The 20,476-nt window shown below is 67.7% G+C and carries 23 protein-coding genes; 12 read left to right on the forward strand and 11 right to left on the reverse strand.

Annotation, left to right across the window (positions count from 1 at the left end; translation table 11 throughout):
* Nucleotides 1-2: 2 nt before the first annotated feature.
* The 6 genes from rpsM (at nucleotide 3) to LAJ19_RS02550 (ending at nucleotide 4,060) form a co-directional block, all read left to right on the forward strand.
* Nucleotides 3-383 (forward strand): 30S ribosomal protein S13, encoded by a 381-nt coding sequence (gene rpsM / locus LAJ19_RS02525; RefSeq protein WP_225476752.1) that lies wholly within the window; start codon nucleotides 3-5, stop codon nucleotides 381-383.
* Nucleotides 384-386: 3 nt separating this feature from the next.
* The gene (gene rpsK / locus LAJ19_RS02530; RefSeq protein ID WP_046843186.1) at nucleotides 387-782 is read left to right on the forward strand and encodes a 30S ribosomal protein S11; all 396 of its coding nucleotides are present in this window, start codon (nucleotides 387-389) and stop codon (nucleotides 780-782) included.
* Nucleotides 783-921: 139 nt separating this feature from the next.
* A complete protein-coding gene (gene rpsD / locus LAJ19_RS02535; RefSeq protein WP_225476753.1) occupies nucleotides 922-1,542 on the forward strand; it encodes a 30S ribosomal protein S4 in 621 nt (206 codons plus the stop codon).
* Nucleotides 1,543-1,556: 14 nt separating this feature from the next.
* A complete protein-coding gene (locus tag LAJ19_RS02540) occupies nucleotides 1,557-2,558 on the forward strand; it encodes a DNA-directed RNA polymerase subunit alpha (protein ID WP_225476754.1) in 1,002 nt (333 codons plus the stop codon).
* A 54-nt stretch (nucleotides 2,559-2,612) separates the two neighbouring features.
* Nucleotides 2,613-2,963, forward strand: a complete 351-nt coding sequence (rplQ, locus tag LAJ19_RS02545; RefSeq protein WP_225476755.1) for a 50S ribosomal protein L17 — start codon at nucleotides 2,613-2,615, stop codon at nucleotides 2,961-2,963.
* A gap of 650 nt (nucleotides 2,964-3,613) precedes the next feature.
* Nucleotides 3,614-4,060, forward strand: coding sequence for an NUDIX hydrolase (locus LAJ19_RS02550; protein WP_225476756.1), 447 nt, complete (start codon nucleotides 3,614-3,616; stop codon nucleotides 4,058-4,060).
* Between the two features lie 276 nt (nucleotides 4,061-4,336).
* On the opposite strand, the gene LAJ19_RS02555 is transcribed toward LAJ19_RS02550, so the two are convergent.
* The 6 genes from LAJ19_RS02555 to LAJ19_RS02580 form a co-directional block, all read right to left on the reverse strand.
* Complete coding sequence (locus tag LAJ19_RS02555; protein WP_225475746.1) at nucleotides 4,337-5,101, reverse strand: integrase core domain-containing protein; 765 nt, start codon at nucleotides 5,099-5,101, stop codon at nucleotides 4,337-4,339.
* 89 nt (nucleotides 5,102-5,190) lie between these two features.
* Nucleotides 5,191-5,478: a transposase gene (locus LAJ19_RS02560; protein ID WP_225475745.1), complete on the reverse strand. Its 288-nt coding sequence runs from the start codon at nucleotides 5,476-5,478 to the stop codon at nucleotides 5,191-5,193.
* A 638-nt stretch (nucleotides 5,479-6,116) separates the two neighbouring features.
* Complete coding sequence (locus tag LAJ19_RS02565; protein WP_225476757.1) at nucleotides 6,117-7,253, reverse strand: AI-2E family transporter; 1,137 nt, start codon at nucleotides 7,251-7,253, stop codon at nucleotides 6,117-6,119.
* Nucleotides 7,254-7,365: 112 nt separating this feature from the next.
* Nucleotides 7,366-8,376, reverse strand: a complete 1,011-nt coding sequence (locus tag LAJ19_RS02570) for a helix-turn-helix domain-containing protein (protein WP_225476758.1) — start codon at nucleotides 8,374-8,376, stop codon at nucleotides 7,366-7,368.
* A gap of 50 nt (nucleotides 8,377-8,426) precedes the next feature.
* Nucleotides 8,427-9,341 (reverse strand): ABC transporter permease, encoded by a 915-nt coding sequence (locus LAJ19_RS02575; RefSeq protein ID WP_225476759.1) that lies wholly within the window; start codon nucleotides 9,339-9,341, stop codon nucleotides 8,427-8,429.
* Nucleotides 9,341-11,302, reverse strand: a complete 1,962-nt coding sequence (locus LAJ19_RS02580; protein WP_225476760.1) for an ABC transporter permease — start codon at nucleotides 11,300-11,302, stop codon at nucleotides 9,341-9,343. The genes LAJ19_RS02575 and LAJ19_RS02580 overlap by 1 nt, the downstream gene beginning before the upstream one ends.
* Nucleotides 11,303-11,409: 107 nt before the next feature.
* On the opposite strand from LAJ19_RS02580, the gene ndk reads away from it, so the two are divergent.
* Both ndk and LAJ19_RS02590 read left to right on the forward strand, forming a co-directional pair.
* Nucleotides 11,410-11,826, forward strand: coding sequence for a nucleoside-diphosphate kinase (gene ndk, locus LAJ19_RS02585; protein WP_225476761.1), 417 nt, complete (start codon nucleotides 11,410-11,412; stop codon nucleotides 11,824-11,826).
* A 168-nt stretch (nucleotides 11,827-11,994) separates the two neighbouring features.
* Nucleotides 11,995-13,032, forward strand: a complete 1,038-nt coding sequence (locus LAJ19_RS02590) for a GGDEF domain-containing protein (RefSeq protein WP_225476762.1) — start codon at nucleotides 11,995-11,997, stop codon at nucleotides 13,030-13,032.
* Nucleotides 13,033-13,057: 25 nt separating this feature from the next.
* On the opposite strand, the gene LAJ19_RS02595 is transcribed toward LAJ19_RS02590, so the two are convergent.
* A complete protein-coding gene (locus LAJ19_RS02595; RefSeq protein ID WP_225476763.1) occupies nucleotides 13,058-13,534 on the reverse strand; it encodes a hypothetical protein in 477 nt (158 codons plus the stop codon).
* Nucleotides 13,535-13,600: 66 nt separating this feature from the next.
* Between LAJ19_RS02595 and LAJ19_RS02600 the strand changes: the two genes are divergently transcribed.
* From LAJ19_RS02600 to LAJ19_RS02615, 4 genes are all read left to right on the forward strand, one after another.
* A complete protein-coding gene (locus tag LAJ19_RS02600; RefSeq protein ID WP_225476764.1) occupies nucleotides 13,601-13,927 on the forward strand; it encodes a hypothetical protein in 327 nt (108 codons plus the stop codon).
* A gap of 26 nt (nucleotides 13,928-13,953) precedes the next feature.
* A complete protein-coding gene (locus tag LAJ19_RS02605) occupies nucleotides 13,954-14,754 on the forward strand; it encodes a nitroreductase family protein (RefSeq protein WP_225476765.1) in 801 nt (266 codons plus the stop codon).
* 68 nt (nucleotides 14,755-14,822) lie between these two features.
* The gene (locus LAJ19_RS02610) at nucleotides 14,823-15,713 is read left to right on the forward strand and encodes an aldo/keto reductase (protein WP_225476766.1); all 891 of its coding nucleotides are present in this window, start codon (nucleotides 14,823-14,825) and stop codon (nucleotides 15,711-15,713) included.
* 118 nt (nucleotides 15,714-15,831) lie between these two features.
* Complete coding sequence (locus LAJ19_RS02615) at nucleotides 15,832-16,902, forward strand: type III polyketide synthase (RefSeq protein WP_225476767.1); 1,071 nt, start codon at nucleotides 15,832-15,834, stop codon at nucleotides 16,900-16,902.
* A gap of 76 nt (nucleotides 16,903-16,978) precedes the next feature.
* Here the strand turns inward: LAJ19_RS02615 and LAJ19_RS02620 are convergent, their stop codons facing one another.
* The 4 genes from LAJ19_RS02620 to pdhA form a co-directional block, all read right to left on the reverse strand.
* Nucleotides 16,979-17,233: a hypothetical protein gene (locus tag LAJ19_RS02620; protein ID WP_225476768.1), complete on the reverse strand. Its 255-nt coding sequence runs from the start codon at nucleotides 17,231-17,233 to the stop codon at nucleotides 16,979-16,981.
* 348 nt (nucleotides 17,234-17,581) lie between these two features.
* Entirely contained in the window at nucleotides 17,582-17,932 is a 351-nt protein-coding gene (locus tag LAJ19_RS02625; protein ID WP_225476769.1) for a C39 family peptidase, read from the reverse strand.
* 316 nt (nucleotides 17,933-18,248) lie between these two features.
* A complete protein-coding gene (locus LAJ19_RS02630; protein WP_225476770.1) occupies nucleotides 18,249-19,250 on the reverse strand; it encodes an alpha-ketoacid dehydrogenase subunit beta in 1,002 nt (333 codons plus the stop codon).
* Nucleotides 19,247-20,281 carry a pyruvate dehydrogenase (acetyl-transferring) E1 component subunit alpha gene (gene pdhA / locus LAJ19_RS02635; RefSeq protein ID WP_225477927.1) on the reverse strand — a complete coding sequence of 345 codons (1,035 nt, stop codon included), beginning with the start codon at nucleotides 20,279-20,281 and terminating at the stop codon, nucleotides 19,247-19,249. The genes LAJ19_RS02630 and pdhA overlap by 4 nt, the downstream gene beginning before the upstream one ends.
* Nucleotides 20,282-20,476 lie beyond the last annotated feature (195 nt).

Below are 20,476 nucleotides of genomic sequence, written 5' to 3' on the forward strand. Positions count from 1 at the left end.
TCATGGCGCGTATTGCTGGCGTTGACCTTCCCCGCGAAAAGCGCGTTGAAATTGCGCTCACCTACATTTACGGCATCGGCCTGACCCGCAGCAAGGAAGTTCTCGAACGCACCGGCATCAGCCCGGACACCCGCGTCAAGAACCTCAGCGAAGCCGAGCAGAGCACCCTGCGTGAAGCCATCGAGAAGACCTACAAGGTCGAAGGTGACCTCCGCAGTGAAGTCGGTCAGAACATCAAGCGTCTGATGGACATCGGCGCCTACCGTGGCCTGCGTCACCGCCGCGGCCTGCCCGTGCGCGGCCAGCGCACCAAGACGAACGCACGCACCCGCAAGGGCCCGCGTAAGACCGTCGCCGGTAAGAAGAAGGCCACGAGGAAGTAAGCCATGGCGAAGAGCACCAAAGGCAAGACCCCGCGCCGCGCCCGGCGCAACATCAGCGCTGGCCGCGCGTACGTGCACGCCAGCTACAACAACACGATCGTGACCATCACTGACCTCGACGGCAACAGCGTCGCGTGGAGCAGTGGCGGCACCATCGGCTACAAGGGCAGCAAGAAGGGAACCCCCTACGCCGCCCAGCTGGCCGCCGCCGACGCGGTGAAGAAGGCCCAACAGACCTTCGGCATGAACATCGTCGACGTGATCGTCCGTGGCAGCGGCTCCGGCCGCGAGCAGGCCATCCGCGCCATCCAGGCGTCGGGCATCGAAGTGAAGTCCATCATGGACGACACCCCCGTGCCGCACAACGGCTGCCGCCCCAAGAAGAAGTTCCGCGCCTAAAGCGCACGCGCGCGCCCACCTGCCCCGTTTCCGCTGTCCACAGGACTGAAGCCGCACCACCGGCAAGGAAGCGGGCCCCAGAGGGCCGCAGACCCGGTATGGGGCACCTGAGCCCCACACCGCACAGGAGAGTTAACACATGGGTCGTTTCCGTGGTTCCATCACCAAACAGAGCCGCCGCGAAGGTATCAACCTCGCGGAGACTGAAAAAGTCCAGAAGTACCTCGACCGCCGCCCCTACGCGCCCGGCCAGCACGGCCAGCGCCGTGGCCGCGGCCGTCCCAGCGACTACAGCGTGCGTCTGCGCGAAAAGCAGAAGCTCGCGCGTCTGTACGGCATTGGCGAAAAGCAGTTCCGTAACCTCTTCGAGGAAGCGGCCAACGTTCCCGGCGTGACCGGCACCGTGTTCCTGCAGCTGCTCGAACGCCGCCTGGACAACGTCGTGTTCCGCATGGGCTTCGCCAGCACCCGCCGCCAGGCCCGCCAGTTCGTGGGTCACGGGCACATTCTCGTGAACGGCAAGCGTGTGGACATCCCCAGCTACCGCGTCAAGATTGGCGACGAGATCAGCGTCGCAGACGTCGCCCGTAAGATCGGCTTCATCCAGGAGAACATGGAAGCGCAGAAGCGCCGCCGCGTGAGCCCCTGGGTTGAACTGGACGTCGAGAACTTCAAGGGGACCTTCTCCCGCCTTCCCGCGCGTGAAGACCTCGCCCTGCCCATTAACGAGAACTTCATCATCGAGTACTACTCGCGCTAAATCAGGAGGCCCCAGTGGATCAAAAGCGCCCTCAACTCAAGGCCCGCGTGGACGGCGATTACGGCGAATTCGTCCTGGAGCCGCTCACGCGCGGTTACGGCGTCACCATCGGGAACCCCATTCGGCGCATCCTGATGTCCTCCATCCCCGGTACTGCTGTCACCAGCGTGTACATTGAGGACGTCCTGCACGAGTTCTCCACCATCCCCGGCGTCAAGGAAGACGTCATCCAGATCATCCTGAACCTCAAGGAACTCGTCGTGAAATTCCACGCGAGCGGCCCCAAGACCCTGACCCTGCGTGCGCAGGGCGAAGGCGTCGTGAAGGCCAGCGCCTTTGAGGTCCCCAGTGACGCCGAGATCGTCAACCCTGACCTCGTGATCGCCAACCTCGCCGAGGACGGCAAACTGGTCATGGAAGTGCGCGTTGAGGAAGGCGAAGGCTACGTCCCTGCGGACAAGCACGCCACCAAAGACCGCATCAACTCGATCCCGGTGGACGCCGTGTTCTCCCCGGTGCGCCGCGTGGCGTACCACGTGGAAAACACCCGAGTCGGTCAGCAGACCGACCTGGACCGCCTGATCCTGCGCGTCTGGACCGACGGCAGCACCAGCCCCCAGGACGCCCTGGACAAGGCTGTGGAAATCCTGCGCGATGAACTCACGGTGTTCGGCAACGTGGAAACCCTCCCCGCCGCCGCGCCCGAGTATCAGCAGCCCGTCTACACGCCTGCGCCCACCGCGCCGAACGTGTACGACCTGCCGCCCAGCGCTGCCAGCCTGAACCTGAACCCCGGCGACTACCCCGCCGAGATGGATTCCCCCCGCGTGACCCTCGAAGGGCTGGGCCTCACCACCCGCGTGCTGCACTCCCTGAAGGAAGAAGGCATCGACAGCGTGGACGCCCTGTGCGCGCTGTCCGACCGGGACCTCAAAAAGGTCCCCGGCATTGGTGAGCGCAGCCTCGACGAGATCAAACAGCAGCTGGCCCAGTTCGGCCTGGCGCTGCGCGACTGACCCCCACCCCACCACAGTCGGCGTCCGCGCCACTGCACCCCAAGGAGACCCACCATGCGTCACGGTAAAGCCGGTCGCAAGCTCAACCGCAACAGCAGCAGCCGCACCGCCCTGGCCCGTGCCCAGGCGACGGCCCTGCTGCGCGAGGGCCGCATCCAGACGACCCTCACCAAGGCCAAGGAGCTGCGCCCCTACGTTGAGAAACTGATCACCACCGCCAAAGGCGGCGATCTGCACTCCCGCCGCCTCGTCGCCCGCGACATCCACGACATCGCCGTTGTGCGCAAAGTCATGGACGAAGTGGCCCCCAAGTACGCTGACCGCCAGGGCGGCTACACGCGCATCCTGCGCGTCGGCACCCGCCGCGGTGACGGCGTCACCATGGCCCTGATCGAACTCGTCTGAGTCCAGACGAACCACGCGCCCCCTCCCACCGGAGGGGGCGCGTCCCTGTTGTTCAGAACAGCTGAAGCTGCCGTGCCACCGCTGGGGCCGGCTGGAAAGCAACGCCGCGTCGTTGATCACCAGCTGCCTGGTGTGCCGCGTGGCATATCTCAGCGCATAGTTGCCCGGTCCTGTTACGGCCTCGCCTCCCTGGTCCGTTCTCGCCCTGATGTGAGACGCCAGGGTGTGTGATCAGTGGCTGGACCTGAAACCTCGGCAGGACCGGGGGTGGCTTGATCATCGTGGCGAGGTGCTGGGCGACCAGCACCTTGGGCAACGGTGGCTGCTTGGCCGCATGCCGCTGCACTTTATCTGGGCTTGCGGCTGCGTGGTCCTGTCTCAGACGATCGTGATGTGCCGCTGCGCCACGATCAACACCCACGTTAGGCACACCACCAGCGATGGAGTCAATTCACCTCCGCAGCCGCAGAGGCGCGGTGGCCCGAGTGAACGGTATGGCGATAAGGAGTTCCTCTTGCGTCTTGAGGGTAATGGATAGGACAGCTGCCTACGCCGCTGGCAGACACCGAACGAAAACACGCCTAAGTACAGTGTTTTGATTACTATACTCACATGAGTCTCGAGATGCGCCCTCTTGATGGAGGGCCCGCATGACACCCCGCCAATGCGCGGCCGTGGTTATCGAAGACGCTGATGGACACCTCCTGTTGGTCAAACAGGCTTATGGCAAGCACTTCTGGGGCCTGCCGGGTGGCGTTGTTGATCCGGGCGAGACGCCCCCTCAAGCTGCGGTCAGAGAGGCTGAGGAAGAAGTCGGCGTTCGCGTCGTTCTTCGCGGCGTGATTGGCCTGTATCTGCTTCAAGGTGGAGGCTGGCCAGACATTCAGGCCTACGTGTTTCGTGCACAGATTACTGAGGGAGAGCCGAGGATCATAAATCCACAGGAAATTTCCCAGATCGCCTGGAAATCTCGTCATGCCCTCCCTGAGTGGGTGCCCAATGATGTCTCTGCAGCTTTCGAGGACATTCAAGCGCACAGGCACGGCGTGCTCCGCACCGTTCAGCGCAGAATCCACATGGGAGACGTCGCGCTGTGACCCTCCCGGCCTCCATGCAGGACTGATCCTTGGCTCCCAAGGACAGGAAGTCTCCCCGCCAACGTGGACCGTTGCTGACCGCCTTCGCCCGCGCAGGCACCCGGCAGCATGTGCTCCGCATCAGCCTGCAGGCGGTGGAACCCCCCTTGCGTTGTGTTGCGGATGTACAAGCGGCCAGGACAACAACGCTGCCCCATGCTCTTAGGGGCATCTTTCGGCGTCATGAAATGACGCCACTCTGTACGGCGCTGGCACGGTAATGCTCCAGGTTTGACTTCAAGCGGCGTTGCGAGCATTCGCCGATAAGGTGAGTGTAGACCAAGGCGTGGCGTAGCCGAGCGCCGAATGACGGCGCTCGTGGTTGTACCAGCGGTGAAAGTCCGGCATGGCGGCCCGGACATCGGCCATGGACTGCCAGTCCTGGCGGAAGGCGAACTGGTATTTGTAGGTCCGGTTGAGGCGTTCGAGGATACCGGTTCCTCCCGGCTGAGACACTTTGCAGCGCACCCAGTTGCCGTACATCAAACAGCCCTGTTGAAAGAGGTCACTGGTGAAATCACTGCCTCCATCACTCTGGACCAGGATGCGCTTGTGGTGGCCCTGAGCACGCAGCACGGCGACCGCCTCGTCGAGCGTCAGTTTGGCGAGGTGCATCGACAGGCTCCGTACCACCCGGCTGGCCAGCACCACCCGCGAGGTAACGTCCAGCACGAAGTAAATCCAACAGACCCCGTCGGGCAGCGACAGCCGTGTCGCGTCAATCTGCACCCGTCGACCTTCCGGCCAGTCTTGTGGTGCGGAAACCTTCGGGGAAGGTTTCCGGGTCTTTCGAGGCAGCGGTGGGTGAAGGTGCAATTCGCCGAGTGCGACACGGATCTTGTGCAGGCCAATCTCTTCGCCCTGAGCTTTGAGTTCCTGATACAGCAGCCGGTATCCAGACGTTGGATGCTGCAACGCCGCCTGGCGTACCTTCTCGTACAGTGCGTCACGGTGCTGCTGCTTGGCACAGCGCGCGGGCGCGCTGTGCTGATGGTCCCGCATCCGCCAGTACGGCACGCTGGCGTACTGGGCAAAACGCCGCAGGCTGAGGTGCGGCCGGCTCTGCCAGAGAACGATCAGCTCGTCCAGCGTCAGAGCCGTCGCACTTTTCGCGCAATATCGAGCTCCAGTTCCTTTTCGGCCACGATGCGTTTGAGACGGTCATTCTCCCGTTCCAGGATGGTCACGCCCTGGTCTGGTCGGTCACCAGAGAGGCGGGCACGGCCCGCCTCCAGAAACTGTGTTTTCCAGGTGTGGATCAGGCTCTCGTTGGCTCCATGCTGACGGGCTGCCTCCGCGACTCCGAGTTCGCCCCGCAGCACGCTGAGGACGATGGCTTCTTTGACGTCGGTGCTCCAGGTTTTTCGCTGTTTCCCCATGATGATCTCCAGTGTGCTCGTCCCTCGCATCGAGAGGGTCAGGTGCTGAAAGTCATCCTTGGAGCACTACCCACTGCCCACTGAAGTGGCTAAACGGCACGTTCCTTTGTTGCTCCACGCAAAGCCAAGCATGGTTCTCCCGCGCGAGTGGCAAAGCGTCAGCACCCCTGAGGTCTTTCAGGCTAGCCAGGAGCCCACGACACTGCACACTCGCTATGGGGTGTCCTTGGCTGACCAGCTGAATGGGATCAGGGGAGAACCCCCTTATGCACCTGACCTGTGCGCAGCGCTGGACAGTGGGGTGGAAACCGAAACATGCTGGCTGCTGGGCTGGAAGAGGCTTCTGGACGCAAAGCCATTCCTTCCCCTCTCTGACTTACGTAAAGCGCGGCGTGCTTACCGCATGACGGGTCCCATCACCACAGTGGACGTTCATCACCTGACTTGACAGCCCATTTACGATCCAGCCTGAACTGGCGGCGGGGCGCTGAATTTCCTGCCGCCGGGCTCCTCCTGACCGGTCTCTGAGATGCTGAGGCCCACCGATGTTCAATACACTGACGGGCAGCCGAACCCACCCGGGTCCGGCTGCCTGGAACTTCAGGATGTCCGTGCTGAAGGGGCTTCGTTCCTGGGCGCTATGGCCCTTCGGTGTACACGCGGCTCGGATAGTAATACCGTTGGAGCGCCAGCTTGCCGAGGGCGACCAGCGGCACGGCCAGCAGCGCGCCTGTAAATCCCAGCAGCGCCACGCCTACCAGAATGGCCGTGAGGACCGTGACTGGATGCAGGTCGGTGGTCTTGCTGAGAATGTACGGACTCAGGAAGTTCCCTTCAATCTGGTTGGCAGCGACGAACACCACGATCACCAACACGATCTTCAGCAGGGCGCCCGGCAGCGTCAGGGCCAGCAGGATCGCCGGGGTGGCCCCGATGATCGGCCCCAGGTACGGCACGATGTTGAAGGCTCCAGCCAGGAACCCGATTGCGGCGGCACTCGGAATGCCCACGACCGTCAGGCCAAGCCACACGAACACCCCAATGAACAGCGCGATCAGCAGCTGGCCGCGTACGTACCCGCCCACGGCCGTACCGGTCAGCGCACTGAACTCCAGCACCCGCGGCTGCCACGGTCGGGGAAAAATGCCCAGCAGCGCGGCGTTCAGGCGGCTGTAGTCCAGCATCAGGTAGACGCTCAGCAGCAGGATCAGCAGCACCTGCCCCACCACACCCCCAATGGACAGCAGGCTGTTCAGCAGTGTGCCGGTGGAGGTCAGGGCGTTCTGGAGGATCGGAACGATATTCTTCCCGAGGTTCTGCACGTAGTCCTGAGCCGCCGTGATCAGACGCTCACGGGAGTTGTCCAGGCCCGGCACGCCCCGGGCCGCGAGCCAGGTGGAAACGCGGTCCAGGGTGTCGCCCAGCGTTCCAATCTGATCCGGGAGTTTCTGAAGCAGCGTGATCAGCTGGGTGGAGATCGTGGCGAGCAGCACGCCGGCCAGGCTGAACAGTCCCAGGAAGATCAGCACCACGAAGAAGACGCCCAGACCCCGGCGGACCCGGCCGCGTTCCAGCCAGTTGAGCAGCGGGTTCGTGAGGTAGGCGATCAGGAACGCCACCGCGAAATCCACCAGCACGGTCCTTACCTGGCCGATCACGCGGTACAACAGGTAGAACCCCAGCAGAAACACGAACAGGCGAACCCAGGGCTGGCGCCACGCGTACTGAAAGGCGTTCAGAGGCGGGCCGGGGGGCGGAGCGATTGGACGGGTCACGGTTCACTCTAGTGCACCTGCATCTCGGAACCGGGCGACCCTGTGCGGCACTGGTCGCCTGGACTGCAGAAGCGGCCTCAGGGGGCCGCTCGGAATCTCGCGGGGCGGCAGGTCAGAAGGTGCGGGTAATGACCTGCCCGGACTGCCCGAGTTGCACGGCCGCCGCGCCATTCACGCTTACCTTGACGGCCCCGGCGTTCCCGGTTTTGATGGTCACGCCCGCCGGGAAGTCCTTCACGGTCCCGGGTTGCGGGGTGCCTTCGAACACGACCCGGCCGGCCGCGTCGGTCACCCGTGTCCAGGAAGGGCCGCTGTACGACACGCGGACGCCTGCTTTTGCCGCTGGAGGAGTCGCGGGTGACTTGGTGGAGGTGGCGGCCGGTGTGGCGGCTGTGGCCTTGCCTGATGGTTTCGGAGTGGCCCTGGTGGGCGCGGCAATATCGGCCAGGCGACTTTCGCCCTGGCCGCTGACGGCCAGGGTCACGCGCAGGTTCCGGCTGCGGCTGATGTCCACAGCCTGCCGCAGTGGGGCGCGCCCCGGCGCCTCGACGCGCAGCTCCGCCTGCGCGCGCGCCTGGACTGGATAAGAGCGGACGGGGGCGGGCCCCAGGTCGCGGTTGTCGAGGTACACGTGCGCGCCGGCCGGCACGGTACTGACAGACAACTTCACGGCCGTGGCGGGTGCAGGACCAGGAGTTTCAGAAGGGGAGGGGACCGGGGTGACCTCCACGGTCTGCGCGGCCGGAGCGGCGCGGTTCTGGAGAATGACCCAGCCGCCCGCGGCGAGCGCCAGCACGGCCAGGGCGCCCACGAACGGCAGCAGCGGAAAGCGCCGAACGGGACGGCGTGGCGCCCCGGCGGGCCCTGGGCGGGACACCGAGGCGTACGCTGGTGGAAGCATCCGGTCAAAGTCGGCCAGGAGCGGCTGAGCGTCCAGACCCAGTTCACGCGCGTAGCGCTGCAGGTAGGAGCGCGCGAAGGTCCGCTCCGGCAGGGCGCTGACGTTCCCTTCTTCCAGCGCCCGCAGGTAGTCTCCGCGAATCTTGGTGCGCAGGGCCAGATCCTGGGTGCTGAGGCCCTGCGCTTCGCGGGCCTGCCGGAGGGTCGTTCCGAAGCTCGTCACGTGACCTTCACACTAGCGCATGCGCGCCAGCGAACTGAACTGCGCCGCTTTTACCCTTCATAGGGGGTGCCCAGGGCCTTGGGTGCGCGGCTGCGGCCCGTGAAGATCAGGGCCAGAATCGTGATCAGGTACGGCAGGGCGCTCACCAGCGCGGGGGGCAGCAGGTCCGAGCCGCCCAGGTACGTGCTCAGCGCCTGCAGCAGCCCGAACAGGGCCGTGGCGCCGAGCACGCCCAGCGGCCTCCACTGCCCGAAGATCAGGGCGGCCAGCGCGATGAAGCCGCTCCCGGCGCTGATGTTGCGCACGTACGAGTCCAGGTTCCCGATGCTGAGGAACACCCCGGCTGTGCCGGCCAGCACGCCTGACAGGATCACGGCGCTGTAGCGCATGCGGCGCACATTCACGCCCATGCTCGCTGCGGCGCCCGGCTGTTCCCCTGTGGCCCGCAGCCGCAGGCCGTACGGGGTGCGGTACATCACGTACCACGTAACCGCTACGGCCAGAAACGCGAAGTACACAGGCGGTGAGAAGCGCAGTTCCCCCACGCCCCACAGCGGCAGGGCGTTCTCCACCTTCGGGCTCTCGTTGGACACCCCGTACAGCGCCGTGAGCAGCACGGCTGGCACGCCGGTCGCCAGGAGGTTGATGGCCGTGCCGCTGATCACCTGATCGGCGCGGTACTTGATGCTCAGCACCGCGTGAATCCAGGCGATCAGGCCGCCCACCAGCATGCCGGCGAGCCAGCCCACCCAGGGGGCCGCGGCGCCCAGCGAGGGGTTGAGCACCTGCGTGACCACCGCGCCGGCCAGCGCCCCGAAGATGATCAGGCCGTCCAGGGCGATGTTCACGACACCGCTGCGTTCACTGAACAGGCCGCCCAGTGCGGTGAGGAGCAGCGGCACGAGGCTGCGGATGAACGTGGCGAGGAACGCCGTGGTGAAAATCTGTGCGATCAGCCCTTCCATTACTGGCCACCTTCCCGGGTGTTCTCTTCACTGGCCCGCGTGAGATTCGGCAGGGGCGTGCCGCGCTCCAGATGCGCCTCGGAGGGCGACGGGGGAGCGGTGGTTTCCGGCCGGGCTGCGGCGGCCAGCGCCGCGGGCGGCGGGTCGGTTACGCGCCGGCTGAGGAAGCCGCCGGCCGCGATGAACAGGACGATCAGGGCTTTGAGAACCGTCACGATGTCGTTGTTCACCTTGTCAAGCTTCTGGTCGGCAATCACGCCGCCGGTGTCGATCGTGCCGAACAGAACGCTGGCTGCCACCACGCCCGCCGGAGTGCTCTGCCCCATGAGCGCCACGGCGATCCCGTCGAAGCCGACGTTCACGGGCATGTTCTGTTTCAGGCGGTACTCGTCGAGGGCGCCGCCGTTCACGTAGTGCGTGCCGGCCAGACCCGCGAACATGCCCGCGATGGTCATGGCGAGGATGGTGTTGCGGGCCACGCTGATCCCGCCGTACTCGGCGGCCTTGGGGGAGAGCCCCACGGCGCGCAGCGCGTACCCGGCCGCGGTGCGCCACATCAGCGTGCCAAACAGCACCACGCAGGCCAGAGCAATCAGGAACGCGCCGTTCAGCTGGCTGCCCGTGATGGACACCGGAATCCCGATGCGCCACGTGAGGGCGCCCAGCACAAGTGCGGCTGCCAGCGCAATCAGGGTGCGGTTGCGGCGGACCAGCGCGCGGGTGATCACAAATGCCGCCAGGGCCACGAGCAGCCCGATGCTGAGGGCAACCGTGCCGTTCTGGCCCACGTTCAGCACTTCCAGCAGCGGACGAAGCTGCGCTTCAGGCTGCAGCAGTTCGCTCTGCGGGTTGGAGCCTTCTGCCTTGAACGGCTGGGTGTAGGTGCGGCCCAGGAAGGGGAAAGTGTCGCTGCCGATCATAAAGATGAAAATGGCGGACGCCACGTAGTTCAGCATGATCGTGTTGATGACCTCGCTGGACCCAAACCGGGCTTTGAGCACTCCCGGAATGGCGCCCCAGAGCGCTCCGCCGGCCGCGGCGGCCAGCACCGACAGGAGCAGCAGGCCCCAGCCGAGGCTGGGCGGAGCGTACACGCCCACCAGCATCGCCGCGATGGCCCCCATGGTGAGCTGCCCCGGGGCGCCCACGTTGAACAGCCCCGTGCGGAAGGCGAACGCCACGCTCAGGCCCGTAAAGATCAGCGGCGTGGCGATCTTCAGGGAATCCAGGAGCGGACTCAGGGCCGTGACCGGCGCAAACAGTGTGGAGTACACGAAGTACACCAGGTCCGACTTGGCGAGCCAGCCGCCCCACAGGCTCAGCGGCGTGCCGCTCTGGTTCACGGCGGGCTGCACCAGGAGGACGACGAGGGCGCCGACCAGCACGGCCAGCCCGATGGCGCTGGCCGGGACGAGCAGGCCCCGCATGCGGTTGAAGGTCTCCCACCAGCGGCGCTGGAAGGTCAGGCCGGCGCCCGCAGCGATCAGCCCCGCGAGCGCCGGAAGGAACAGGCCCATGTTCATGCCGCCGCTGGCGTAGAAGTTTCTCAGCTGCCGCTTCGCGCCGGCCCGCAGGGTGGTGTCGGCCGCGATGCGGCTCGTTTCCTCATTCAGGGCGGCGCCCAGAAGCACCACGGTGGCCGTGGCGAGAACGAAGGTCAGCAGGCCCGTGATCCAGAACCAGCGGGCACGCTGCCAGGCGCCGATCAGCGTGGCGATCAGCGCCGCAAAGGCCGCCCAGGCCAGAGGGAGCGCCGCGCCGGTCGGGGGCAGCGGCACCTGCTGGTTGGCGGTGAGGTTCAGGACGTTTCCGGTCAGGTGCAGCAGCACCGCGTCGGCACTGAATCCCCGGCCCAGTGTGGCCAGGGGAAGGAGCAGCATGCCCAGGGCGGCGACAGCGCAGGCGATCAGCGCGATGCGAGCCGCGTCGCCAGAAGGGCGAGAGTGAAAATCGGGGGTCACCTTCCCATTGTACGGGCTGCCGGGCAAGTCTGGACAGGTCCGCACGCCCCTGGCGCGGGGCGCTACGCACGCAGGACACGCCCCGGCCTGCTATCCTCGGGGACGCTATGGAACGCACCTTTGCCATGATCAAACCCGACGGGGTCCGCCGCGGCCTCACGCCCGAAATTCTCGCCCGGATCCAGCGCAAGGGCTACCGCATCGTGGGCCTCAAGCAGATGGTGATCGCCCGTGAGACGGCCGAAGCGCACTACGGCGAGCACAAGGAGCGCCCCTTCTTCGGTGAGCTGGTGGACTTCATCACGGGCGGCCCCGTGGTGGCCATCGCCCTGGAAGGCGAGAACGCCATCGCAGGCTGGCGCGCCATGATGGGCGCCACCAACCCCGCCAACGCCGCGCCCGGCACCATCCGCGCCGACTTTGCCACCACCACCGGTGAGAACGTCACGCACGGCAGCGACAGCAGCGACAGCGCCGCGCGCGAACTGACCCTGTTCTTCGCCGAGGGTGAACTGCTCGCCTGAGCGCTCCCCAACGCGCGGCGCCCTGACCTCCAGTAAGGGGGCGGGCGCCGCGCCTCTGTCCTTCAGGGGCGTGCCCCCGATGGACGGAATCGACGCCGCAGCGGGGCGCGTGCCACAATCACCTGACCCCCTGCCCGCGGGCCCGTCTGATTCCGGAGTGAAGCTGCATTGAATACCACCCCCCTGCCTGTCCTCCTGCGCCGCAGCCGCGTCATGGTGGTGTGTACGGCCAGCCTCGCCTACGTGGTGTACGTGCTGCTCACCACCCTGGTGGACCCGCCGCAGCCGGTTCTCGCGGCGTACCTGACCCCCAAGAACGGCGCGGCCCTCGTGGCGCTCCTGACGGCGGCGTGCACCGTGAAGTGGCCGGATCGCCTGACCTGGGTGTACCTGGTGACCAGCCTGGGGTACCTGCTGACGGCGGTGTTTGAGATTCCGCGCGCCGTCGCGTGGGGTGACATGCCCATGCACCTCACCCTGTGGCTGACCATGAACGTTCTGGTGTCGTACCTGGTGTTCGGGTCACGGGCAGGCACGGTCCTGAATCTCACGAGTGTGGCCCTGATGATGGTGACCGTCATCCTGAACGGCCCGGTGGCGCCGAGCAACCTGGCCGACTGGCTTACCGCGAGCGTCGTGATGGGCGCCACCGGACTGATTGCCTTCGTGACCGTGTCGTTCATTGAGCAGAACCTCAGCACGCACCTGCAGGACAGTGAGCGTCTGCAGGCCGCCCGCATGGACGCCGTGACGGAGGTGCTGGGCCGCAGCGCCACCGAGGAGGAACTCACGCGGGCAATTCAGCAGGCCGTGCGCAACCGCCAGCCCATGAGCATCATCGTGACGGACATCGATTACTTCAAACGCGTGAATGACGTGCACGGGCACGGGGCCGGCGACGACGTGCTGCGCGCCTTCGGCAAGCGCCTGCGCCGGAGCGTGAGTGGCGCAGGCGGGCAGGTGGGCCGCTGGGGCGGCGAGGAGTTTCTGGTGATCCTGCCCGGCGTGGCCCGCCCGGACGCCATGGCCGTCGCGGAACGCCTGCGCGGCGAGGTGGCCGCCGACCCGATTGCCGGTCTGACCATCACCGCGAGTTTCGGTGTGGGGTCCCTGCGCGGCGCGGAAGACACCGCCGAGGACCTGTTCTCCCGCGCGGACAGCGCCATGTACAACGCCAAACGCTCCGGACGCAACGCCGTCCGCTGAGCCGCCGCTGCGCCGGGCCGCGCCCCTACCGGCGGAAGGCCGGAAGCAGCGCCGGGTCCTCCTGCGTGGCGTACCCGCGCGTCACCACCCGCAGCCCGCCGGGCGTGGGGATCACCAGCGTGTCCGCCAGGCGCGAGGTGGCGGCCGGGTGCAGCGCGCGGCCCTGCACGGTCCGGACCGCCGTGGCGTCCTCGCCGGCCAGGTCCTGCGCCGTGAAAGTCGGCCCGCTGATCTCGAGCTGCCAGCTCAGCGGCCGGGCGTCACTGTCGTACTGCACCACAACCGCCGCCGCCTGCAGCGGGGGACGGGTCTGCCAGGACGCCCGCCGCAGGCCCCCGCCGATGCGTTCGCGCCGGTCGGCCTGCACGTCAAAGGCGCCGGTCGCGGTGAACAGCGTGCGGGACACCAGGTCCTCCCCGCGGCCCTGCGCCGCGCCGGACCGGCAGGCACTCAGGGACAGCAGGGGCACAGCCAGCAGGGCAGCAAGAGCAGCAGAGCGCATACCGCTGAACGTACACCCGCACCGGCAGGGCATCTGTCAGGGGCCGCGCCATGCGAGCATGCGGGTATGCTTCCGCACCACCTGGCCCTGCTGGTCACCGCGGCGCTGCTGCTCGCGCTGATGACGCTGGGCCTGAGCCTGCAACTCGGTGCGCGCCGCGCCGCCCGCTGGCCGCACCATGCGCTGTTCCTCGCCGTGTCCGCCGGCACAGGCCTGGCCGGTACCCTCAGCGTCTGGGCCGGTCAGGCCGGCTGGGCGCTGCTGCCCGCCCTGCTGCTGCTGCTCAGCATGCCCCGCACCCGCCCCGGGCACGCCGGGCACTGGCAGCGGGCGCTGCTGTGCGCGGGCGCGTACCTGGGCGGCGCGGCGCTCGCCTGGGGTGGACACGCGTAACGGAACGCCGCTGCTAGCCTGCGGGCATGGACCTCATTGAAGGCATGCTCGCGCGGCGCACCACCAACGGCCCTTTCCGCCCGGACCCGGTGAGCCGTGAGCATCAGCACCTGCTGATGCGCGTCGCGCAGGCCGCGCCCAGTCACTTCAACAGTCAGCCGTGGCGCTTCGTGCTGATCGAGAATCCCGGCACCATCCGCCAGGTGGCGCAGATTGCCGGGCAGAGCATGACCGAACTGATCGAAGGCGGAGCGTTCTTCGAACGGTACCGCCGTTACTTCCGCTTCACCGAAGCGGAAATGAACGAACGGCGCGACGGCATTCATATTGACCACCTGCCCGGCCCGCTGAAACCCTTCACGCGGCAAGTGTTCAGTGACGCCGGCCTGAAACTCATGCGGCAGCTGGGCGTGCCCCGGAAACTGGGGGAAGACAACCGTCGCCTCGTGGCCGGCAGTCCCCTGCTGCTCGCCGTGCTGCTTGACCGCGCCGAGTACCGCCCTGGGGAACTCTCGGGGTTCTACTCCGTGTTCGGGATGGGCGCCGCCCTGGAGAACATCTGGAACGCCGTGGGTGCCCTGGGCATGGGCATCCAGTTTGTGAGCACCCCCATGGAGATTCCCCGCCACTGGCAGGCCATTCAGGACCTGCTGCGCGTGCCGGCCGACCTGGAACTCATGGCCGTGTACCGCCTGGGGTACCTGCCGCCCGACCAGGCGCGTCCCACGATCGACTGGAGCAGCCGCCACCGCAAACGCCTGGAGCAGTTCGTGTTCCGCGACACCTGCGCCACGCCGGAACGCGAGGCGGCCCCTGAGGGTCTTTAGGATTCTTTGAGGGAAACACCATGCGGGGCAGGTGGACCGCAGCGCACAATGCCCCCTTGGAGGCAACCATGACCGACACCACCCCCAACGCCGCGCAGAGCGGCACCTTTGATATCGGCGGCGACCTGACCGTGAACCGCCTGGGCTTCGGCGCCATGCGCGTCACGGGCGACGGCGTGTGGGGCGACCCCACCGACCCCCAGGGCGCCCTGGCCACACTGCGCCGTCTGCCTGAACTCGGTGTGAACTTCATCGATACGGCCGACTCGTACGGCCCGGCCGTCAGTGAGGAACTGCTGCGTGAAGCCCTGCACCCCTACGACACGGTGGTGATCGCCACCAAGGCCGGCCTGACCCGCACCGGCCCGAACGTCTGGATTGCCGTCGGCCGCCCCGAATACCTCAAGCAGCAGGCGCACCTGTCCCGCCGCCGCCTGGGCGTGGACCGCATCGACCTGTGGCAGCTGCACCGCATCGACGCCTCCGTTCCCCGCGACGAGCAGTTCGCGGCCATCCGGGAACTCATGGATGAAGGCGTCATCCGCCACGCCGGCCTGTCCGAGGTCACGGTCGAGGAGATCGAGGCCGCCCGGCAGTTCTTCCCGGTCGCCACGGTGCAGAACCTCTACAACCTCGCCAACCGCAAGAGTGAGGACGTCGTGGACTACTGCGAACGCGAACGCATCGGCTTCATTCCCTGGTACCCGCTCGCCGCCGGGAACCTCGCCCGCGAAGGCAGCGTCCTGACCGACATCGCCACGCGCCTGGGCGCCACGCCCTCTCAGGTGGCGCTCGCGTGGGTCCTGAAACGCAGCCCCGTCATGCTGCCCATTCCCGGCACCGGCAAGGTCCGGCACCTGGAGGAGAACGTCGCCGCCGCCACCCTGACCCTCACCGACGAGGACTTCCGCGCGCTGGACGAGGTGGGCCGCCAGGAGTGGGAGAAACAGCGGGACTGACCGCTGCCCGGCGCGCCCGCCCTCACCTGTGTGACGTGAGGGCGGGCGCGCTGTATGGGGGTTTGCGCAAGGCAGAGTGTCACCTGACCCGAGTTTCGCACCCGCCCGGCACGCCAGAATGCCGCCCATGACCGCCGCCCTCCCCGTTCTGCGCGCCCTGGTGACGGGCACGCCCCCGCACCTGACGCCGCAGACGCAGGTGCGGGACGCCGCGCGCACCCTCTTTCCCCGCATGGCGGCCCGGCCTCAGCTGCTGGACGTCTTCACGAACGCCCAGATTGACACGCGCGCCCTGGCCCGGCCGCTCGACTGGTACCTCCACCCCCGGGGCTTCGGGGAGAAAAATGCCGTGTTCATCCAGGAGGCCCGCACCCTCACCCGCCGCCTGGCCCGCGAGGCGCTGCAGGCGGCGCAGGTGGCTCCCGGCGAGGTGGACGCCGTGGTGGTCGTGAATACCAGCGGCATCAGCGCGCCCAGCCTGGACGCCGACCTGATTGAAACGCTGGGCCTGAACCGGCACGCCGTCCGGCTGCCCCTGTGGGGCCTGGGCTGCGCAGGCGGCGCCAGTGGTCTGGCCCGCGCCGCGGACCTCGTGCGCGCAGGGTACCGCCGCGTGCTGTTCGTCGCGGTGGAACTGTGCAGCCTGACCCTTGTGCACGGCGACGAAACCAAAAGCAACTTTGTGGGCACCGCCCTGTTCTCCGACGGAGGCGCCGCCGCCGTCCTCACCCACCCCGACGAACCCGGTCCCGCGCCGCTCGCCGCGCTGAGCGGCGCGTCCTCCACGCTGATCGAGAACAGTGAGGACATCATGGGGTGGGACGTCGTGGATGACGGCCTGAAGGTCCGCTTCAGCCGTGACATTCCCGCGCTGGTGCGCGGCATGATGAAGGAGAACGTCGCGCACGCCCTGGGTCGTCACGGCTGGTGCCCGTCGCAGGTGGGCACGTACGTGGTGCACCCGGGTGGCGTGAAGGTCCTGACCGCTTACGAGGAAGCGCTTGGCCTGCCGGACGGCGCGCTGGACGTCAGCCGCCACGTGCTTCGGCAGTACGGCAACATGAGCAGTGTCACCGTCCTGTTCGTCCTTCAGGAAACCCTGCGTGCCGCGCCCCACGGGCGCGCGCTGCTGAGTGCCATGGGCCCGGGCTTCAGCGCCGAACACGTCCTCCTGACCTTCCCCGGCTGAATCCCACCGCGCCGCGGGCGGCACACCCGCCGCCGGGCCTGCTGCGCGCCTGCTGGCCCAGGGAACACGCGACAGGTCAGTCAGGGCGGCGCGGGGCTCCGCGAAGTCCGGCGGCAACCGCAGGCAGGGCCTCCCGGCAGGCGGCCTTCGCCGCTGCCGCGCGGCCCAGCCTGGCCCGCGCCCGCCAGTACTGCGCTTCCTCATGCGTGGGCACCGAACGCAGCACCGTGCCCGTCAAGGGCAGCACCTTCGCGTCCTGCCCGGTGTACATGAACGCCTCGAACGGCCCGAACGAGTACCACAGCGCACGCCACGCCAGTCCGCCCTGCACCCACCCGGGTCGGGTCCAGCGCGCGGTCCGGGGTGGCCGCGAGCGCCCGGTCGAAGGCGGCCGCGCGGGTATCCCGGGCGTTCAGGTGCGCCTGGCCCAGGCCCAGGAACCCCACCGCGTCCCCCCGGCGGTCCGCTTCACGCTGAGCAGCCCACACTGCCGCGGATGCGCGCGTGGCTGGCCGGCCCGCCAGGTCAGGACGGCGTTCAGGGCTGCCCGCTTCTCAGGCGGGGGAACGATCAGGAAGGTCCGCCCGAAGGCGCGCCACAACTCGCCAAACTTCGCGTACGCCAGGGTGAGCGGTCCCAGGTACGAACCGAGCGCCGTGGATTGCCCCTTCAGGTCGTCTTACCCGGTGAGCAGGCGGTCGTGGCCCATGCCTCCTGAACCGTGCGTGATGCACCGCGTTTCCACAATCCCCGGGAATCCCGCCGCGAGCAGCGAGCGCCGCAGCGTCCGGTCCCCGCCGCGCGCGAGGTGCACGTCCATGCCCTGCGCCCGCGCACCATCTGCAAGCTCCTCGGGAAAGACGTTCACGTCCCCCTTCGACGGTCTGAGCCTCGGCGCGATGTCGTACTGGTTCAGGGGGCCGCCCCAGTGGCTCAGGGCCATGCCAATCGTGACCGGTCCGCAGTTGTTCAGCCGCTGGTCCTCATGCCGGATGCCACGGACACTGGCCCGCACCGGTGCAGGGGCCACAGGCTCCGCCGCCTGAACTGCGGACGGTCCTGGCACGGGGCTGCTTCCCTCTCCAGGCAGGCTGGCCGGTTCCGGTGCCGCGGAAACGATCGGTGCCGGCGCCGGAGGCGCCGGCTTGGAGAGGACCGGGGCGCTCTGGACGGCCGCCTCCGCAGGCGGGCTGACCTGAAAGCGGGTCACGCCGAACGCGGCGGCCTCAACAACAAGGCCGGCCGTCAGCGGAAGGGCAGGGAGGCGCGTCGCCGGTCAGCGTCCCTGCCCTTCATCATGCGGCCCTGAGGCGAAAACGTCGCTCAGATCACGCTGGCCCCGGCGTTCAGTAGGCCATGACCTGCCGGATGGCCTTCGCCACGCGCAGCGGGTTGGGCCGGTACACGTCCTCCACCGCCGTGAATGGCGGGTACGGCGCGTCGAAGCCCGTGACCCGCACCACCGGGGCGCGCAGGTACTCAATGGCTTCCTCGGCAATCACGGCGCTGATCTCACTGTGAAACCCGGCCGTCCGGGGGGCCTCGGTGACGATCACAGCGCGGCCCGTTTTCGCCACGCTGGCCAGCACCGTTTCTGTGTCCATGGGCACCAGGGTGCGCAGGTCGACGACCTCCACGCCGATGCCGGCCGCGCGGGCGGCGTCGGCGGCCTTCTGCACGACCTCCACCATGCCGCCGTAACAGATGACGGTCACGTCGTCCCCTTCCGTCACGAGACGCGCCTTACCCAGCGGCACGCGGTAATCTCCGGCCGGCACTTCCTCCTTCACCGAGCGGTACAGCTTGATGGCCTCGAAGAAGAACACCGGGTCCGGGTCGTTGATGGCGCTGAGCAGCAGGCCCTTGGCGTCGGCCGGTGTACTGGGGATCACGACCTTCACGCCCGGCGTGTGCGCCAGGATCGCCTCGGGGCTGTCGGCATGCTGTTCGGGGGTGTGCACCCCGCCGCCGTACGGCGCACGAATCACCATGGGCAGGTGGTAGCGGCTGCGCGTCCGGTGCCGGTAGCGGCCCAGGTGCGACAGGATCTGATCCAGCGCCGGGTACAGGAACCCTGCGAACTGGATCTCCGCGATGGGTTTCAGTCCGGCGAGGCCCATCCCGATGCCCATGCCCACAATGCCCGCCTCTGCCAGAGGCGTATCGAACACACGTTCCGCGCCGTACTTCATCTGCAGGCCGTCCGTGGCCCGGAACACGCCCCCCATGACGCCGACGTCCTCGCCGAAGATGTGGACCGTGTCATCGGCGCCCAGCGCCACATCGAGTGCGTCGTTGATGGCGGCGACCATCGTCATGGTTCTGGTGCTGGTGGCGGTGGCCGTCATGCCTGTTCCTCCGCGAGGATCTGCGCGCGCTGCTGTTTCAGCTGCGGGGTGGGTTCGGCGAACACATGATCGAGAATCTCGGCGGGCGTCGGCTCCGGGTAACTGTCCGCTTCCGCCAGGGCCGCCTCGAACTCCACAGCAATCTCTGCGAGCATGGCTGCCTCGCTCGGCTCGGTCATCAGGCCCGCCCCCAGCAGGTGAGCGCGTAACCTCAGCACCGGGTCCTTCGCGTCCCACCCGGCCGTGTCAGCCTCGGTGCGGTAGCGGCTGGGGTCGTCGGCCACCGTGTGTGGTTTCACGCGGTACGTCACCGTTTCGATCAGGGTGGGCCCCCCGCCGCTGCGGGCACGTTCCACCGCCTCGCGCGTCACGTGGTACGTCGCCAGGGCGTCATTGCCGTCCACACGCACCCCGGGGATCCCGTACCCGTCGGCGCGGCGGCTGAGGTCCGTTGCTTTCGTCTGCGTGCGGGTCGGCACGCTGATCGCCCAGCCGTTGTTCTGCAGGATGAAGACGCACGGCGCGTTCAGCGCCCCGGCGAAATTCAGGGCCTCGTGGAAGTCCCCTTCGCTGCTGCCGCCGTCCCCGATGAACGCCATGGCGACGTTCCGGGTGCCTTTGCGCCGCTCGGCCAGCGCCGCGCCCACTGCCTGCGGGTACTGCGTCGCAATTGGAATGTAGAACGGCAGGACCTTCAGGTCGGCCGGCATGTGCCACCCGTGCGGACTGGTACGCCAGTACGCCAGGGTCCGCGCGATCGGCAGGCCCAGCGTCAGGGCCGCGCCCGTGTCCCGGTACGTGGGAAACAGCCAGTCGTTCTTCGTGAGGGCCGCTGCCGTACCCACCTGACTGGCTTCCATCCCGCCGAAGGGTGGGAACACACCCAGGCGCCCCTGGCGGTACAGAACCCAGCCGCGCTCGTCGAAATGCCGGGCGCGGCGCATCTGCCGGTACAGGTCGAGCCGCACGGCCGGTTCGGGCAGCAACTCGGGCCGCACGACCGTGCCGTCCGGCGCGAGGCACTGCACCATGTTCTCACCGCCCTGCGCGGCGTCGTACGCGGCCTGCGCCGCCGCGTAGGCGGGCGCGGTGTCCGGCGACTCGGATGAAACGGATTCAGGCTGGACGGGGGAAGCCAGCTTCGGGTCTGGGGTCATGCGAAACTCCTGTGAACGGAAACGGAAGGGGAAAGGTCCGGTGCGGCGCGCGAAGCCAGTCAGGGCGCG

The sequence above is a fragment of the Deinococcus taeanensis genome (assembly GCF_020229735.1).
Classification (GTDB): Bacteria; Deinococcota; Deinococci; order Deinococcales; family Deinococcaceae; genus Deinococcus; species Deinococcus taeanensis.

Excerpts from the sequence above, each read along its gene's own strand:
- rpsM (WP_225476752.1), top strand. The coding sequence starts at position 3 with ATGGCGCGTATTGCTGGCGTTGACCTTCCCCGCGAAAAGCGCGTTGAA.
- rpsK (WP_046843186.1), top strand. The coding sequence starts at position 387 with ATGGCGAAGAGCACCAAAGGCAAGACCCCGCGCCGCGCCCGGCGCAAC.
- rpsD (WP_225476753.1), top strand. The coding sequence starts at position 922 with ATGGGTCGTTTCCGTGGTTCCATCACCAAACAGAGCCGCCGCGAAGGT.
- rplQ (WP_225476755.1), top strand. The coding sequence starts at position 2,613 with ATGCGTCACGGTAAAGCCGGTCGCAAGCTCAACCGCAACAGCAGCAGC.
- LAJ19_RS02550 (WP_225476756.1), top strand. The coding sequence starts at position 3,614 with ATGACACCCCGCCAATGCGCGGCCGTGGTTATCGAAGACGCTGATGGA.
- LAJ19_RS02555 (WP_225475746.1), bottom strand. The coding sequence starts at position 5,101 with ATGCGGGACCATCAGCACAGCGCGCCCGCGCGCTGTGCCAAGCAGCAG.
- LAJ19_RS02560 (WP_225475745.1), bottom strand. The coding sequence starts at position 5,478 with ATGGGGAAACAGCGAAAAACCTGGAGCACCGACGTCAAAGAAGCCATC.
- LAJ19_RS02575 (WP_225476759.1), bottom strand. The coding sequence starts at position 9,341 with ATGGAAGGGCTGATCGCACAGATTTTCACCACGGCGTTCCTCGCCACG.
- ndk (WP_225476761.1), top strand. The coding sequence starts at position 11,410 with ATGGAACGCACCTTTGCCATGATCAAACCCGACGGGGTCCGCCGCGGC.
- LAJ19_RS02595 (WP_225476763.1), bottom strand. The coding sequence starts at position 13,534 with ATGCGCTCTGCTGCTCTTGCTGCCCTGCTGGCTGTGCCCCTGCTGTCC.
- LAJ19_RS02600 (WP_225476764.1), top strand. The coding sequence starts at position 13,601 with ATGCTTCCGCACCACCTGGCCCTGCTGGTCACCGCGGCGCTGCTGCTC.
- LAJ19_RS02605 (WP_225476765.1), top strand. The coding sequence starts at position 13,954 with ATGGACCTCATTGAAGGCATGCTCGCGCGGCGCACCACCAACGGCCCT.
- LAJ19_RS02610 (WP_225476766.1), top strand. The coding sequence starts at position 14,823 with ATGACCGACACCACCCCCAACGCCGCGCAGAGCGGCACCTTTGATATC.
- LAJ19_RS02615 (WP_225476767.1), top strand. The coding sequence starts at position 15,832 with ATGCCGCCCATGACCGCCGCCCTCCCCGTTCTGCGCGCCCTGGTGACG.
- LAJ19_RS02630 (WP_225476770.1), bottom strand. The coding sequence starts at position 19,250 with ATGACGGCCACCGCCACCAGCACCAGAACCATGACGATGGTCGCCGCC.
- pdhA (WP_225477927.1), bottom strand. The coding sequence starts at position 20,281 with ATGGTGCAGTGCCTCGCGCCGGACGGCACGGTCGTGCGGCCCGAGTTG.